Source organism: Enterobacter sp. JH25 (genome assembly GCF_021725435.1).
Classification (GTDB): Bacteria; Pseudomonadota; Gammaproteobacteria; order Enterobacterales; family Enterobacteriaceae; genus Enterobacter; species Enterobacter intestinihominis.
This window is the reverse complement of the sequence record NZ_CP091319.1, coordinates 272,801-288,078: the sequence shown is the minus strand read 5'-3', so window position 1 is coordinate 288,078 and position 15,278 is coordinate 272,801. Positions and strand designations below refer to the sequence as shown.

Genomic DNA, 15,278 nt, shown 5'->3' with positions numbered 1-15,278 from the left:
ACTGCAAGGAATTCACTATGCTCTCCGCTATCACCCGGCTGTTCCCGTTATGGGCGCTGCTGCTCTCCGTACTCGCGTATTACACTCCCACCACGTTCACGGGCATTGGTCCGTGGGTCACCACGCTACTGATGCTGATTATGTTCGGCATGGGCGTGCGTCTAAAAATTGACGATTTCAAACGCGTGCTGTCTCGCCCGGCACCGGTTGCCGCAGGGATTTTCCTGCACTACCTGGTGATGCCGCTCGCGGCCTGGCTGCTGGCGATGGCCTTTAAGATGCCGCCCGACCTTTCCGCCGGGATGGTGCTGGTGGGGAGCGTCGCCAGCGGCACGGCATCTAACGTCATGATCTATCTGGCGAAAGGCGACGTGGCGCTCTCCGTCACTATCTCTTCCGTTTCCACGCTGGTGGGCGTGATTGCCACGCCGCTGTTAACCCGCCTGTACGTGGACGCGCATATCCAGGTGGATGTGATGGGCATGCTGCTCAGCATTCTGCAAATCGTGGTGATCCCGATTGCGCTGGGACTGGTGATCCACCATCTCTTCCCGCGGGTGGTGAAAGCGGTTGAGCCGTATCTGCCCGCGTTTTCGATGGTCTGCATACTTGCCATTATCAGCGCCGTGGTAGCCGGTTCCGCATCGCACATTGCTTCAGTGGGCTTTGTAGTGATCGTCGCGGTTGTGCTGCATAACACCATTGGTCTGCTGGGCGGATACTGGGGTGGAAAGCTGTTTGGTTTCGACGAATCCACCTGCCGCACGCTGGCGATCGAAGTGGGGATGCAGAACTCTGGCCTGGCGGCGGCGCTGGGTAAAATTTACTTCTCACCGCTGGCGGCGCTACCGGGAGCGCTGTTCTCCGTCTGGCACAACCTGTCCGGTTCGCTGTTAGCAGGATACTGGTCCGGTAAGCCGATTGATGACCAACCGAAAAAAGATGCGGTGAAACAGGGTTAATTGACCCGGCTTGCTTTACACTGAAGCCTCCCCATCAGGAGGCTTCAGCAATGGCTACACCACGTTTGACCCAGAAAGACATGACCGAAGCCGAGCAGCGCGAACTGAAAACGCTTCTCGACCGCGCCCGCATCGCGCATGGCCGCACGCTGACGAACGCCGAAACCAATCAGGTTAAAAAAGAGTACATCGATAAACTGATGGCGCAACGTGATGCCGCGGCGAAAAAAGCCCGCAAGCTGAAAAAAGAGCAGGCTTATAAACCCGATGCAGAGGCGACTTTTTCCTGGTCCGCCAGCACATCAACCCGTGGAAGGCGCTAATCAGCGCCCTTTCTTTTTGCGCCCCGGCTGGGTAAAGCGTTTTCCGTTGCCCGGCTTGCCTCGCCCTTTCTCTTCCGCCTGCGGTGCCTTCACCACCGGACGCTTAATCGCCTGCGTTTTCGGTTTGGCTTTAGCTTTCGGCTTCGCTTCGGACGAGGAGTTCTCGATAAGTTTGAACAGCTCGATCAGCTCGTCATCCGTTAAGTCACGCCACTCGCCCAGCGGGATGCCAGACAGGCTGACGTTCATGATGCGCGTGCGTTCCAGCTTCGTCACTTCATAACCGAAGTACTCGCACATGCGGCGGATCTGGCGGTTCAGGCCCTGAACCAGCGTGATGCGGAACGCGAACGGTGCTTCTTTTTTGACTTTACACTTCTTCGTCACGGTGCCCAGAATCGGCACGCCAGCGCCCATTCCGCGGATAAACTCGTCCGTCACCGGCTTGTTCACCGTCACGATGTACTCTTTCTCGTGGTCGTTACCGGCACGCAGAATTTTGTTGACCAGATCGCCGTGGTTGGTGAGGAAAATCAGCCCCTGAGAGTCTTTATCCAGACGGCCAATCGGGAAAATGCGGCTGCTGTGGTTCACGAAATCAACAATGTTGTCCCGCTCGCCATCTTCCGTGGTGCTGACAATCCCAACCGGTTTGTTCAACGCGATAAACACCAGGTCTTCGGCATCACGCGGTTCGATGACCTGACCATTCACTTTCACCACATCGCCAGGTACCACCTGATCGCCAATGGTGGCGCGTTTGCCGTTAAGAAACACGTTACCCTGTTCAATGTAACGGTCAGCCTCGCGACGTGAGCAGATCCCGCTCTCGCTAATGTATTTGTTTAATCGGGTTGATTGAGTTGGCAGCATAGTTTCTCCTGTGAAGGGCGAAATATACCTTACCTTGCGCCTGACAAAAAAGTCCTAGTAACCGCTGATCAGAAAATCGAGTGCATCCCGCAATGAAGCACTGCTGTTAGTAAGATCGGCAACGCGTTCACCTAACTCTTTTAGCGATATGCCTGCCATCATATGCATCATCACCACGCAGGGTTTTCCCGCGACCTCAACGGCGGGAGCGACCAGTACATGCTTCATCAGAACGACCTCTGAAAGTCACTAAAGGAGCCGTTTTCATCAACCCACTGGTTAATGGCGTCAATAGAAGCTTTATTTTCTTCAAGCCACTCTGCGTGCCGATGTTCACGAAATTGCTCCTGCAAAGCCGCCGTTAGCACGGCAGAAAGGTTAAGTTTAAGCCTTCGCGCCTCTTCAAGAATGACCGGCGACAGGGAAACATTCACTGATTTTTTAATGCTATTAGCACCGCGCATGAGAACCCCCATTGGAATGCGCATGAACTGGCGAAGTGTAGCGTAATAATTGAGCACCTCCTATTCCCTTAAAAATGTAAGGGTTGAAGAATAAATTGCTCTTTATGGGGAGTCACGCCTCACAAAACCGTTTTGCGAGGCGCTTTCAGAGATTAATACTCATCCCGCTCATCGTCTTCATCCGGCTGCTCCATCACGCTGTATGCCACCGCACAGAACAACGAGTTAAGACGCTTCATATCGCCCAGCAGCCCCAGGTGGAGCGAGCTGGTTTCGATACTCTGCACGTTCTGCTGGTGCAGACGCTCAACGTGGGCGTGCGAGTAGCGCCGGTTGAGGATGCGGAAACGGTGCTTGTTGCGGCGCAGGCGGCGCGCGCTCGGCACGTCGCTGGAGAAGAAGACCGACATCGCCAGCTTCAGGTTGCTGACCAGCTGTTCGTGCAGCGCTTCCAGCTCCTTCAGCCCTTCGACAGAAAACGCCCGACGTGCGGCCAGGGATTTGTCTGCGATTTCACTGCCCATACGCTCGACAATATCCGAAGCCTGCTCCAGGTTAAGCGACATCTCAATGATTTCCGCCCAGCGGCGCGACTCCTCTTCCGCCAGCTCGTCCTGGGGGATCCGTGCCAGATAGAGCTTGATGGCGGTATACAGCACGTTGATATCGTCCGCCAGCCTGCGCAGCTCTTTTTCTTCGCGCGGCTCGCCGTGCATCACCTTTTGCAACCCTTCCAGCATGGTTTCCATCGCGTCACCCATGCGCAGCGTTTCGCGGGCGGCATTGGCGATAGCCAGCGCGGGCGTGTCCAGCACCGAGGTGTCCAGATGCTTCGGTTTAAGGCGCGCGTCCAGCTCCGGTTCATCACGAATTAGCCGCTCGCAGAAGCGGGCCATCGGCGCGGCAAACGGCACCATCGCCAGACAGCGTACCAGGTTGTAGAAGACGTGGAAGTAGATCACCAGCTCCGCTTTCGGCAGAGAGAGGTTGTCCATCAGGTTCGCCAGCGGGTGCACAAACGGCAGAATGATCAGGCTACCCACCAGCTTGAAGAGCAAACTCCCCAGCGCCACCCGTCGGGCGGCAGCATTGGCTGCACTGTTGTTAAGCATCGCCAGCAGGCCAGAGCCAAGATTCGCACCGATGACCAGGCATAGCGCCACCGGGAAAGAGATCGCGCCCGCAGCGGTTAGCGTGGCCGTCAGTAACACGGCCGCCAGGCTGGAGTAGCTGACAATGGCAAACACCGCGCCGATCAGCGCATCCAGCATAATATCGCCGGTTAACGAGGCGAAAATGACCTGCACACCGTTGGCCTGGGTAATCGGCGTAACTGCCTGCACAATCAGCTCCAGCGCCAGCAGGATCAGCCCGAGGCCAATACCGACGCGGCCAAGCTGCCCGGCACGGCTTTGCTTACGGCCGAGGAAGAAAATGACGCCGATAAAAATCAGCAGCGGCGACAGCCAGGAGAGATCGAAGGTCAGGATACGTGCCATCAGCGCGGTACCGACGTCGGCGCCAAGGACAATCACCAGCGCCGGGGCGAGCGCCACCAGATCCTGCGCCACGAACGAGGTGACGAGCATAGTGGTGGCGTTGCTGCTTTGCACCAGCGCCGTGACGCCAATACCCGCACAGAAGGCGAGCGGCTTCTTCTCAACACTGCCGCTGAGAACGGTACGTAAACGTGCGCCAAACACGCGCATCACGCCGGTACGAACGATATGGGTGCCCCATACCAGCAGTGCGACTGCGGAGAGCAGGTGTAACAACGTCAACACAGTGGGTTTTCCTCCTTATCGTTATTCATTTTCCTTAGGTTCAGTATAAGGGTTTAAACGTAAGAAAGAGACAAGGCACCATAGCGGTGCCCTGTTTGTTGTAAGGAAAAGTGACGTTAGTCTGCGTCGTAGCCTAAATTCGGCGCCAGCCAGCGTTCCACCTCAGACACGCTCATGCCTTTTCGCAGGGCGTAGTCTTCAATCTGATCCCGCTGAAGCTGTGCCACGGCGAAATACTTGCTGTCCGGGTGGCTGAAATACCAGCCGGAAACGGACGCGCCCGGCCACATGGCGAACGACTCGGTAAGTTTCATGCCGGTATGCGCTTCCACGTCGAGCAGTTTCCAGATAGTGCCCTTCTCGGTGTGTTCCGGGCAGGCCGGATAGCCGGGTGCCGGACGAATGCCCTGGTAGTTTTCGCGGATCAGCTCCTCGTTGCTGAGATTCTCATTCGCGGCGTAGCCCCAGTGCACCTTACGTACGCGCTCGTGCAGATACTCGGCAAAGGCTTCCGCCAGGCGATCGGCGATCGCTTTCACCATGATTTTGTTGTAATCATCGTGCTGTGCGTCGTACGCGTCCGCCAGCGCGTCTTCTTCCAGACCGCCGGTCACCGCAAAGGCGCCGATATAGTCGGCTTTACCGGAGAGTTTCGGTGCGACGAAATCCGCCAGGCAGTAGTTGGCAAAGCCCACTTTCTCGGTTTGCTGGCGCAGATGGTGGCTCACGGCCAGCACATGGGTGCGGGTTTCATCGCGGTAGATTTCTATGTCGTCGCCCACGCGGTTCGCCGGGAACAGCCCCACCACGCCGCGCGGGTTGAGGGCTTTCTCTGCGCTCAGTCTGTCGAGCATATCGTTGGCATCTTTAAACAGGCGTTTCGCCTCTTCGCCTACTACCTCATCTTCAAGAATGCGCGGATATTTGCCCGCCAGCGACCAGGTCATGAAGAATGGCGTCCAGTCGATGTAGTTACGCAGCGTTTCGATGCTGGCCGTCACGTCCTGCACGCCCAGACGGTGCGCGACCGGCGGCGTATAGCTGGACCAGTCGAACGCCAGATCGTTATCGCGCGCCGCCTGAAGCGAAACCGGCGGCGTGCGCGGTTTCTTACGTCCATGCTGAATGCGGACGGTTTCATACTCTTTGCGGGTGCGGGCGACAAAGTCATCGCGCTGGGTGTCAGACAGCAGCGCGGAGACCACGCCCACGGTGCGCGAGGCGTTTTGGACATACACCGTCGGCCCACTGTAGTTCTGCTCGATTTTCACTGCGGTGTGGGCTTTCGAGGTGGTTGCCCCGCCAATCAGCAGCGGAATAGTGAAGCCCTGGCGCTCCATCTCTTTTGCCACGTTGACCATTTCGTCCAGCGACGGCGTAATCAGCCCGGAAAGACCAATCAGATCCGCATTCACTTCGCGAGCGGTCCTGAGGATTTTATCCGCCGGGACCATCACGCCAAGATCGATAATTTCGTAGTTATTGCATTGCAGTACCACGCCGACAATGTTTTTGCCGATGTCGTGTACGTCGCCCTTCACGGTGGCAATGACCATCTTACCGTTACTGGAGCCCTTCTCTTTGCTGGCTTCGATAAACGGCTCAAGATAAGCCACGGCCTGCTTCATGACGCGGGCGGATTTCACCACCTGCGGCAGGAACATTTTGCCCTCGCCGAACAGATCGCCGACCACGTTCATGCCGTCCATCAGCGGCCCTTCGATCACTTCAATCGGACGGGCTGCCTGCTGACGCGCTTCCTCGGTATCCTGCTCAATGAACTCAGTAATGCCTTTTACCAGCGAGTATTCCAGACGCTTTCTCACATCCCAGGAACGCCATTCGGCCTGCTGAACGTTGGCTGATTCGTCAGCTTTACTGCCGCGGTATTTTTCCGCCAGATCCAGCATGCGTTCAGTGGCGTCGTCACGACGGTTGAGGATCACATCTTCTACTGCGTCGCGTAGTTCTGCGGGCAGGTCGTCGTAAATCGCCAGCTGTCCGGCGTTAACGATCCCCATGTCCATCCCGTTGCGGATGGCATAGTAGAGGAACACGGCGTGGATGGCCTCACGCACCGGGTCGTTGCCGCGGAACGAGAACGAGACGTTCGACACGCCGCCGGAAATTAGCGCATGCGGTAGCTCGCGTTTGATGTCTTCACACGCGCCGATAAAGTCCTGGGCGTAGTTGTTGTGCTCTTCAATGCCGGTTGCGACAGCAAAGATGTTCGGGTCGAAAATAATGTCTTCCGGCGGGAAGCCCACCTCTTCGGTCAAAATTTTGTACGCCCGGCGGCAAATCTCAATTTTGCGCTCGCGGGTATCGGCCTGGCCCACTTCATCGAAGGCCATCACCACCACGGCGGCCCCGTAGCGACGCACCAGCTTCGCGTGGTGGATAAAGGTATCGACGCCCTCTTTCATTGAGATGGAGTTAACGATGCCTTTGCCCTGAATGCACTTCAGCCCCTTTTCGATGACGTCCCATTTGGAGGAGTCAATCATGATCGGCACGCGGGCGATATCCGGCTCACCGGCAATCAGGTTGAGGAAACGCACCATCGCCGCTTCGGCGTCGAGCATCCCCTCGTCCATGTTGATATCGATGATCTGCGCCCCGCTTTCTACCTGCTGGCGAGCTACATCCAGCGCTTCGCTGTACTTCTCTTCTTTGATCAGGCGCTTGAACTTCGCAGAACCGGTAACGTTAGTACGTTCACCCACGTTCACAAACAGGCTGTCGTCGCCGATGGTCAACGGCTCAAGGCCGGACAGACGGCAGGCTACCGGAAGCTCGGGTAACTTGCGCGGTGCAAGCCCGGCGACGGCGCGGCTCATGGCGGCGATATGCTCCGGCGTGGTGCCGCAGCAGCCGCCGACGATGTTGAGGAAGCCAGATTCGGCCCACTCGCGGATTTGCGCCGCCATGGTGTCGGCATCCAGATCGTACTCACCGAATGCATTCGGCAGACCGGCGTTCGGGTGGGCGGTGACGTAGCACTCTGCGATGCGCGAAAGCTCCTGCACGTACTGGCGCAGCTCGTCCGGCCCCAGCGCGCAGTTCAGGCCGAAGGAGAGCGCTTCGGCATGGCGCAGAGAGTTATAAAACGCTTCGGTTGTCTGGCCGGAAAGCGTGCGCCCCGAGGCATCGGTGATGGTGCCGGAAATCATGATCGGCAGGTCAACACCCAGCGCCTCAAATTCCTCTTTCACCGCGTAAATTGCAGCTTTGGCGTTGAGGGTGTCGAATACGGTTTCAATCAGGATCAGGTCGGAACCGCCTTCCACCAGCGCTTTAGTGGACTCACGATACGCGGCCACCAGTTGGTCAAAGGTGATATTGCGGAAGGCTGGATCGTTCACGTCCGGAGAAATCGACGCGGTGCGGTTGGTCGGGCCCAGCACCCCGGCAACATAGCGCGGTTTGTCCGGCGTGCGGGCCGTCCACTCGTCGGCGCAGGCGCGCGCCAGTTTCGCCGCTTCAAAGTTGATCTCCGCCGACAGGGATTCCATCTGGTAATCCGCCATGGCGATGGTTGTCGAGTTGAAGGTGTTGGTTTCTACAATATCCGCACCCGCTTCGAAGTAGGCGTTGTGGATATCCCTGATGACAGAGGGTTTGCTCAACACCAGCAGGTCATTGTTTCCTTTCAGGTCACAAGGCCAGTCGGCAAAGCGCTCTCCACGGAAATCGTCTTCACTCAGACGATAGCCCTGGATCATGGTGCCCATGCCGCCGTCCAGCACCAGAATTCGTTCATTTAACTGCGCACGCAGTTGCTCTACTTTGCTGCTCACACTTGCTCCCGACAACGTTCAACATGGCCAAAAGGCTGCGTTCCATACTGGCATAATCTCTAAGGGTCGAAAAGTCACACAGCGGTAACATGAGACATGTTCACTATCACTCCTCCGATCAGTCAGGAAAGCGGTTGCAAAACCACCAAATAAAACGAAAATGATTTCCACGATACAGAAAAAGGAGTTCGTCATGGTTACGACCGTTCCCGCTAAACGCGGCAGAAAACCTGCTGCAACCACCGCTGCACAACCTGGCGGACAGGTTCAATCCCTGACGCGCGGCCTGAAGCTGCTGGAATGGATAGCCGAATCGCATGGTAGCGTGGCCCTGACAGAGCTGGCGCAGCAGGCTGGCCTGCCGAACTCCACCACGCACCGTCTGCTGACCACCATGCAGCAGCTGGGCTTCGTGCGTCAGGTGGGCGAGCTGGGACACTGGGCGGTGGGCGCACATGCGTTTATTGTCGGCAGCAGCTTCCTGCAAAGCCGCAACCTGCTGGCGATTGTCCACCCGATTCTGCGCAAGCTGATGGAGGAGTCCGGCGAGACGGTAAATCTCGCGGTGCTGGACCAGAGCGACCATCAGGCGATTATCATCGACCAGGTGCAGTGTACGCAGCTGATGCGCATGTCCGCACCGATTGGCGGCAAGCTGCCGATGCATGCCTCTGGCGCAGGGAAAGCGTTTCTCTCGCAACTTAGCGAAGAGCAGGTGACGGGTCTGCTGCACCGTAAAGGTCTGCACGCCTACACCCACGCCACCCTGGTGTCGCCGGTGCATCTGAAAGAAGATCTGGCTCTGACCCGCAAGCGCGGCTATTCGTTTGATGACGAAGAACATGCCCTCGGGCTGCGCTGCCTCGCGTCCTGTATTTTCGACGAACACCGCGAGCCGTTTGCCGCCATCTCCATCTCCGGGCCGATTTCACGTATGACCGACGACCGCGTCACCGAGCTGGGTGCGCTGGTGATTAAGGCCGCAAAAGAGGTGACGCTGGCGTATGGTGGGATTCGTTAGGATTGAGGGCGGTCTGGTGCCCTCACCCCGGCCCTCTCCCACAGGGAGAGGGAGAAAAGCGGATGCCCTTACCCTGCGGGAGAGGGAGAAAAGCGGATGCAAAACCGCTGCTTGCGGCGGTAAGCGTAGACATCTTCCACGTGCCCGTTTTTGATCCGCGCTTGCAGCCCGCGCCAGTAGCTGGCGCGGAACAGATCGGCATGCATCTCTTCAAATAACGGCCCGATGCGTGGGTCCGCACACAGCCAGTGGCGAAACTCCTCCGGAAACACATCGCCCGGCGAGACGCTGTACCACGGCTCGCTGGACAGTTCATCTTCCGGGTAGCGCGGCGGCGGGATATCGCGGAAGTTCACCTCGGTCATGTAGCAAATTTCATCGTAATCGTAGAACACCACCCGCCCGTGACGGGTGACGCCGAAGTTTTTAAACAGCATATCGCCGGGGAAAATATTGGCAGCGGCGAGCTGGCGGATGGCGTTGCCGTACTCTTCGATGGCATCACGTAAAGCCTGGCCCTCTGACTGTTCCAGCCAGATATTTAGCGGCACCATACGGCGCTCAATGTAGAGATGACTGATCGCAATCTTATCGCCAAGATCGGTAATTTTTGTCGGCGCTTCCTGCATGAGCAGCGTCATTAGCGCCGGATCGATCTGCTGCTTATCCAGCACAAAGTTTTCAAACTCCTGGGTATCGGCCATTCGCCCGACGCGATCGTGCTCTTTTACCAGCTGATAGCAGGCACGGACGTGGGCTGCGGTCATCTCTTTCTGCGGGGCGAATTTATCCTTAATCACCTTAAACACCCGATCAAAGCCCGGCAGCGTGAAGACCAGCATCACCATGCCGCGGATACCCGGCGCTTCGATAAACTGCTCATCAGCCGTGGTGACATAACGCAGGTATTCCCGATAACTCTCCGTTTTGGCATGCTTCTGACAGCCAATCGCCATATACAGCTCGGCGGTGGTTTTGCCCGGCAGGATCTCGCGCAGCCACTCCACCAGGGCGGCGGGCAGCGGGGCGTAGACCATGAAATAGGAGCGGGCGAAGCCAAATACGATACTCGCCTCAGCGCTGGTAGTCAGGCAGGTATCGACAAACAGTTCGCCGTCGTCGGTACGGTGAATGGGCAGCAGAAACGGCACGATGGCTGTCGGCGTAACCAGTTTGCCCACCAGCCAGGCGGCCTTATTGCGGTAGAAAAGCTCGTTGGCAACCTGCAAATGGCTGCGGCTGAGCACCGCCTCACCGAAGGTTTCACTGAGATACGCGTGGATATAGCCGATATCCCGGGGTTTATTCTGCCACGGCAGGCGCAGCGGCAAATCTGTTAAGACGCGGTGCAGGAGCTTTTCCCAGCCGCGATCGGGAAAGAAATCTTTCGCCAGCGGACGCGGAATGGTACGGAAGCGTCGCTCGGGCTGGGAGCTGAAGATAAATAACCGCTCAGGAGATAATGAGCGGTGGTCAAATAACCGGCAATAGACGGAGTTGAAAAAGCTCTCCGCAATCTCGAAGCGCGGGTAGTCGGGTAACAGATGGGTGTAATGCTCTTTCACGCGCAGTAAAAATTCCGCATCCGGGCTTTTACCGTCGGTGATACAGCGCAGTTGTTCTACCACCAGACCTACGTGGTGATCATAGAGATGGATACGCTGCTTCATGGCCTGCTGAACCGCGTGCCAGTCGGCGTGCTCAAAACGCTGTTGCGCGCCGGATGTGACTTCCAGAAAGCGGCCATACTGGGCATCGAAGCCCTGCAAAATAGTTTGGGCTATCAGTAATTCCAGACCACGCGACATATATTCCCCTCACCCCAACCCTCTCCCCGAGGGGGGAGAGGGGGAAAGATCAGAACTGTGCTTCTTCCGTTGAACCCGTTAATGCCGTGACGGAGGAAGTCCCGCCCTGAATAATTGTGGTCACATTATCGAAGTAGCCGGTTCCCACCTCCTGCTGGTGCGAAACGAAGGTATATCCCTCTTTACCCGCCGCAAATTCTGGCTGCTGTACCTTCTCAACATAGTGCTTCATGCCTTCGCCCTGTGCGTAGGCATGCGCCAGGTCGAACATGTTGAACCACATGCTGTGGATACCCGCCAGGGTGATGAACTGGTACTTGTAGCCCATATCCGACAGCTGCTGCTGGAAGCTGGCGATGGTCGTGTCGTCCAGATTTTTTTGCCAGTTGAAGGACGGCGAACAGTTATAGGCCAGCAGCTTGCCCGGATATTTCGCATGAATCGCATCGGCAAAGCGCTTCGCCAGCGCCAGATCCGGCGTGGAGGTTTCACACCAGACCAGGTCGGCGTAAGGGGCATACGCCAGGCCGCGGCTGATCGCCTGTTCAATACCGGCATGCGTGCGATAGAACCCTTCGCTGGTGCGTTCGCCGGTGATGAATTCTCTGTCGTACGGGTCGCAGTCAGAGGTGATCAGGTCCGCTGCGTCCGCATCGGTACGGGCAATGACCAGCGTCGGCACGCCGAGCACGTCAGCAGCCAGACGCGCGGCAACCAGCTTCTGGATCGCTTCCTGAGTTGGCACCAGCACTTTCCCGCCCATATGCCCACACTTCTTCACCGACGCCAGCTGATCTTCAAAGTGTACGGCCGCTGCACCGGCCTCAATCATGGATTTCATCAGCTCAAAGGCGTTCAGCACGCCGCCGAAACCGGCTTCCGCATCGGCGACGATCGGCAGGAAATAATCAGTAAAGCGCGGATCGTGGGGCTCGATGCCCGCCGCCCACTGGATCTGATCCGCACGGCGGAAGGTATTGTTGATCCGATCTACCACTGACGGCACCGAGTTCGCCGGATAAAGAGATTGATCCGGATACATGCTGGAGGCCAGGTTAGCATCCGCCGCGACCTGCCAGCCGGAAAGATAGATAGCTTCAATGCCGGCCTTCGCCTGCTGCAATGCCTGACCGCCAGTCAGTGCGCCGAGGCTGTTGATATAACCTTTTTTAGACCCCCCGTGCAGCAGATCCCACATTTTCGCCGCGCCGTTCTGCGCCAGCGTACACTCCGGGTTAACCGAGCCGCGTAACTTCACCACTTCCTCTGCGCTGTACGGACGGCGAATGCCTTCCCAGCGCGGTTGGGTCCACTCTTTTTGTAACTCTTCGATCTGTTGGGTACGGGTTTTCATGTGCAGATGCTCCATATTGTTATGTGGTGAATTACGCCAGGAAGCGGTAGCCCGGCAGGGTCAGGAAGTCGATTAAGTCATCAGAGGTGGTGATTTGCTCCATCAGGCGCGCAGCGTCATTAAAACGCCCGCTGCTGAAGCGGTGCTCGCCCAGTTCGTCCTGGATGACCCGCATCTCTTCGGCCAGCATCTGACGGAACAGGGCTTTGGTGACCGGTTTGCCGTTGCTGAGCGTTTTTTGATGATGGATCCACTGCCAGATGGAGGTACGTGAAATTTCCGCCGTGGCGGCATCTTCCATCAGGCCGTAGATCGGCACGCAGCCGTTGCCGGAGATCCATGCCTCGATGTACTGCACGGCGACGCGAATATTGGCGCGCATGCCCTCTTCCGTACGCTCGCCCGCACACGGCGCAAGCAACTGTTCTTCTGCGATTGGCGCATCGTCTTCACGGGTGACAAACAGCTGGTTTTTGTTGTCGCCGAGTACGCGGTTGAAGACCTCCATCGCCGTGTCGGCCAGACCGGGGTGGGCAATCCACGTCCCGTCGTGGCCGTTACGGGCTTCCAGCTCTTTATCGGCTTTCACCTTGTTGAGCACCTGATTGTTACGCTCTGCGTCTTTGCTCGGGATAAACGCCGCCATGCCGCCCATCGCAAAGGCGCCGCGTTTGTGGCAGGTCTTAATCAGCAGGCGCGAGTAGGCGCTGAGGAACGGTTTATCCATGGTCACAACCTGACGATCCGGCAATACCCGGTCGGCATGGTTTTTCAGGGTTTTGATGTAGCTGAAGATGTAATCCCAGCGGCCGCAGTTCAGGCCCACAATATGGTCACGCAGCGCATGGAGGATCTCATGCATCTGGAATACGGCTGGCAGGGTTTCAATCAGCAGCGTAGCCTTAATGGTGCCGCGCGGCAGGCTGAAACGGTCTTCTGCGTAGCTGAAGACTTCACTCCACCACGCCGCTTCCTGCCAGGACTGGGTTTTCGGCAGATAGAAATAGGGGCCGCTGCCTTTCGCCAGCAGGTTCTTATGGTTGTGGAAGAAGTACAGCGCAAAGTCGAACAGGCTGCCCGGAATGGCTTCTCCGCGCCAGGTGACGTGTTTTTCAGGCAAATGCAGACCGCGTACGCGGCAGATCAGCACCGCCGGATTCGGTTTGAGCTGGTAAATTTTACCGGCTTCGTTGGTATAGCTGATGGTGCCGTTGACGGCGTCGCGCAGGTTGATTTGCCCGTCGATAACTTTCTGCCAGTCCGGCGCGAGGGAATCTTCGAAGTCCGCCATAAATACTTTGACGTTGGCATTCATGGCGTTAATCACCATTTTGCGCTCTACCGGGCCGGTGATCTCTACGCGACGATCCTGTAAATCTTCAGGGATTCCGCTAATTTTCCATTCACCATGACGAATGGAAGCGGTTTCCGAAATAAACCCTGGCAACTTGCCGTTATCGATCTCCTGCTGTTGATGAATGCGTGCCGCCAGCAGTTTATTACGCTGTGGCGTAAAGCGAGTCACCAGTTCAGTCAGAAACTCTACCGCTTCTGCCGTCAAAACTTGCTGTTCTTGCTCGCCATTCGGCTGGGTAAAGGTCAGTCCATCGACCGTTGTTGCCTGTTGAGTCATCGTTCTGCTCCTCATCAAAGATCCAAAATCACGCCCCCGATGCGAGCGAAAGATCGTTGTTTAGTTTTCGCTCAGCAGAATTAAGACTATCTATAATTTTTCCAAAATCAAAAACAATTTCCATTTTAATTCATATCCAATCACAACTGTATGATTAATATGGGATTAAAGTTTTTCACGATGTTGAGTTGGTTTTCGGAAATAAAAAAGGCACCCTAAGGTGCCTGATCTGAATAGCTGAAACGCTTTAGGATCGTTTAATGCAGACGATTACTCCAGCGTCGGATTCATGTGGCGCAGATCGTACGGCGTAATCTGGTAGACGTAATAGTTGAGCCAGTTAGTGAACAGCAGATTTCCGTGACTACGCCAGGTTGCCCGAGGCGTGTTTTGCGGATCGTTTTTCGGGAAATAATTGTACGGGACATCCGGATTCAGACCCGCTTCAACGTCACGAAAATACTCTGACGCGAGGGTATGCGGATCGTACTCAGGATGGCCGGTAACGAACGCGATGCGTTTGTCTTTACTGGCGAACAGGTAGGCATCGCCGTCTTCCGTTTCGGCCAGGATTTCCAGGTCGGTATAATCGCGGATCAGCTGTGCCGGAAAATCGGCGTAGCGAGAATGCGGAGCCAGGAAAGTGTCATCGAAACCACGCGTCAGCAGCGCATGCGGGTGAAGAATGTGGTGTTCGTATACGCCAGAAAGTTTGTCGCTGCGGGTTTGCTTGGGAATGCCATAGAGGATATTCAGCGCGGCCTGTACCGCCCAACAGACAAATAAGGTGGACGTGACGTGATCTTTTGCCCACTCCAGCACCTGCCTGATTTGTGGCCAGTAGGCAACGTCATTAAATTCCACCAGACCCAGCGGTGCGCCGGTGACGATCAGTCCATCGAAATTCTCATCGCGAATATCTTCAAAATTACAGTAGAAGTTATTCAGATGCTCAGCAGGCGTGTTGCGTGACTCACGGGCGTCAATGCGCAGCAGCTGGATATCAACCTGAAGCGGAGAGTTGGAGAGCAAACGCAGGAACTGGTTCTCCGTTTCGATCTTTTTTGGCATCAGATTGAGAATAAGCACCTTCAGCGGGCGAATTTCCTGACCTGTCGCACGCGAAGCCGTCATGACGAAGACATTCTCTTCACGCAAGAAATTGACGGCTGGTAGCTCGTCCTGCACCCGAATCGGCATAACCTTAAATCCTCACAGCATACGTATAAACGTTTAGACATCCAGACAGCTAACGA

12 protein-coding genes are annotated in these 15,278 nt (G+C 56.5%); 3 read left to right on the top strand and 9 right to left on the bottom strand.

All coding sequences use genetic code 11. The features are described 5' to 3' along the window. Positions 1 to 17: 17 nt before the first annotated feature. Both panS and L2Y28_RS01390 read left to right on the top strand, forming a co-directional pair. The gene (gene panS, locus L2Y28_RS01395) at positions 18 to 962 is read left to right on the top strand and encodes a ketopantoate/pantoate/pantothenate transporter PanS (RefSeq protein ID WP_022646726.1); all 945 of its coding nucleotides are present in this window, start codon (positions 18 to 20) and stop codon (positions 960 to 962) included. A gap of 50 nt (positions 963 to 1,012) precedes the next feature. Then, positions 1,013 to 1,285, top strand: a complete 273-nt coding sequence (locus L2Y28_RS01390) for a DUF3811 domain-containing protein (protein ID WP_017382612.1) — start codon at positions 1,013 to 1,015, stop codon at positions 1,283 to 1,285. Here the strand turns inward: L2Y28_RS01390 and rluF are convergent, their stop codons facing one another. The 5 genes from rluF to metH all read right to left on the bottom strand — a co-directional run bounded on the left by rluF (position 1,286) and on the right by metH (position 8,206). Next, the gene (gene rluF / locus L2Y28_RS01385; protein ID WP_022646725.1) at positions 1,286 to 2,158 is read right to left on the bottom strand and encodes a 23S rRNA pseudouridine(2604) synthase RluF; all 873 of its coding nucleotides are present in this window, start codon (positions 2,156 to 2,158) and stop codon (positions 1,286 to 1,288) included. 54 nt (positions 2,159 to 2,212) lie between these two features. After that, a complete protein-coding gene (locus L2Y28_RS01380; RefSeq protein WP_022646724.1) occupies positions 2,213 to 2,386 on the bottom strand; it encodes a CcdB family protein in 174 nt (57 codons plus the stop codon). Continuing rightward, positions 2,386 to 2,679, bottom strand: a complete 294-nt coding sequence (locus L2Y28_RS01375) for a type II toxin-antitoxin system CcdA family antitoxin (protein WP_022646723.1) — start codon at positions 2,677 to 2,679, stop codon at positions 2,386 to 2,388. Before L2Y28_RS01375 ends, L2Y28_RS01380 begins: the two co-directional genes overlap by 1 nt. 95 nt (positions 2,680 to 2,774) lie before the next feature. Further along, on the bottom strand, positions 2,775 to 4,406 hold the full coding sequence (locus tag L2Y28_RS01370) for a Na/Pi cotransporter family protein (RefSeq protein ID WP_022646722.1): 1,632 nt from the start codon (positions 4,404 to 4,406) through the stop codon (positions 2,775 to 2,777). A gap of 116 nt (positions 4,407 to 4,522) precedes the next feature. Further along, the gene (gene metH / locus L2Y28_RS01365; protein ID WP_022646721.1) at positions 4,523 to 8,206 is read right to left on the bottom strand and encodes a methionine synthase; all 3,684 of its coding nucleotides are present in this window, start codon (positions 8,204 to 8,206) and stop codon (positions 4,523 to 4,525) included. A 193-nt stretch (positions 8,207 to 8,399) separates the two neighbouring features. Between metH and iclR the strand changes: the two genes are divergently transcribed. After that, positions 8,400 to 9,227, top strand: a complete 828-nt coding sequence (gene iclR / locus L2Y28_RS01360; protein ID WP_022646720.1) for a glyoxylate bypass operon transcriptional repressor IclR — start codon at positions 8,400 to 8,402, stop codon at positions 9,225 to 9,227. A gap of 68 nt (positions 9,228 to 9,295) precedes the next feature. Here the strand turns inward: iclR and aceK are convergent, their stop codons facing one another. From aceK to metA, 4 genes are all read right to left on the bottom strand, one after another. Then, the gene (gene aceK / locus L2Y28_RS01355) at positions 9,296 to 11,035 is read right to left on the bottom strand and encodes a bifunctional isocitrate dehydrogenase kinase/phosphatase (RefSeq protein WP_022646719.1); all 1,740 of its coding nucleotides are present in this window, start codon (positions 11,033 to 11,035) and stop codon (positions 9,296 to 9,298) included. 49 nt (positions 11,036 to 11,084) lie between these two features. Further along, positions 11,085 to 12,389 carry an isocitrate lyase gene (aceA, locus tag L2Y28_RS01350; RefSeq protein WP_022646718.1) on the bottom strand — a complete coding sequence of 435 codons (1,305 nt, stop codon included), beginning with the start codon at positions 12,387 to 12,389 and terminating at the stop codon, positions 11,085 to 11,087. 31 nt (positions 12,390 to 12,420) lie between these two features. Then, complete coding sequence (gene aceB, locus L2Y28_RS01345; RefSeq protein ID WP_022646717.1) at positions 12,421 to 14,022, bottom strand: malate synthase A; 1,602 nt, start codon at positions 14,020 to 14,022, stop codon at positions 12,421 to 12,423. 270 nt (positions 14,023 to 14,292) lie between these two features. Further along, positions 14,293 to 15,222 carry a homoserine O-succinyltransferase gene (gene metA / locus L2Y28_RS01340; RefSeq protein ID WP_022646716.1) on the bottom strand — a complete coding sequence of 310 codons (930 nt, stop codon included), beginning with the start codon at positions 15,220 to 15,222 and terminating at the stop codon, positions 14,293 to 14,295. Positions 15,223 to 15,278: the final 56 nt, after the last annotated feature.

Bases quoted from the DNA above. Each gene is read 5' to 3' on its own strand.
- panS (WP_022646726.1), top strand. From the start codon at position 18: ATGCTCTCCGCTATCACCCGGCTGTTCCCGTTATGGGCGCTGCTGCTC.
- L2Y28_RS01390 (WP_017382612.1), top strand. From the start codon at position 1,013: ATGGCTACACCACGTTTGACCCAGAAAGACATGACCGAAGCCGAGCAG.
- rluF (WP_022646725.1), bottom strand. From the start codon at position 2,158: ATGCTGCCAACTCAATCAACCCGATTAAACAAATACATTAGCGAGAGC.
- L2Y28_RS01380 (WP_022646724.1), bottom strand. From the start codon at position 2,386: ATGAAGCATGTACTGGTCGCTCCCGCCGTTGAGGTCGCGGGAAAACCC.
- iclR (WP_022646720.1), top strand. From the start codon at position 8,400: ATGGTTACGACCGTTCCCGCTAAACGCGGCAGAAAACCTGCTGCAACC.
- aceK (WP_022646719.1), bottom strand. From the start codon at position 11,035: ATGTCGCGTGGTCTGGAATTACTGATAGCCCAAACTATTTTGCAGGGC.
- aceA (WP_022646718.1), bottom strand. From the start codon at position 12,389: ATGAAAACCCGTACCCAACAGATCGAAGAGTTACAAAAAGAGTGGACC.
- aceB (WP_022646717.1), bottom strand. From the start codon at position 14,022: ATGACTCAACAGGCAACAACGGTCGATGGACTGACCTTTACCCAGCCG.
- metA (WP_022646716.1), bottom strand. From the start codon at position 15,222: ATGCCGATTCGGGTGCAGGACGAGCTACCAGCCGTCAATTTCTTGCGT.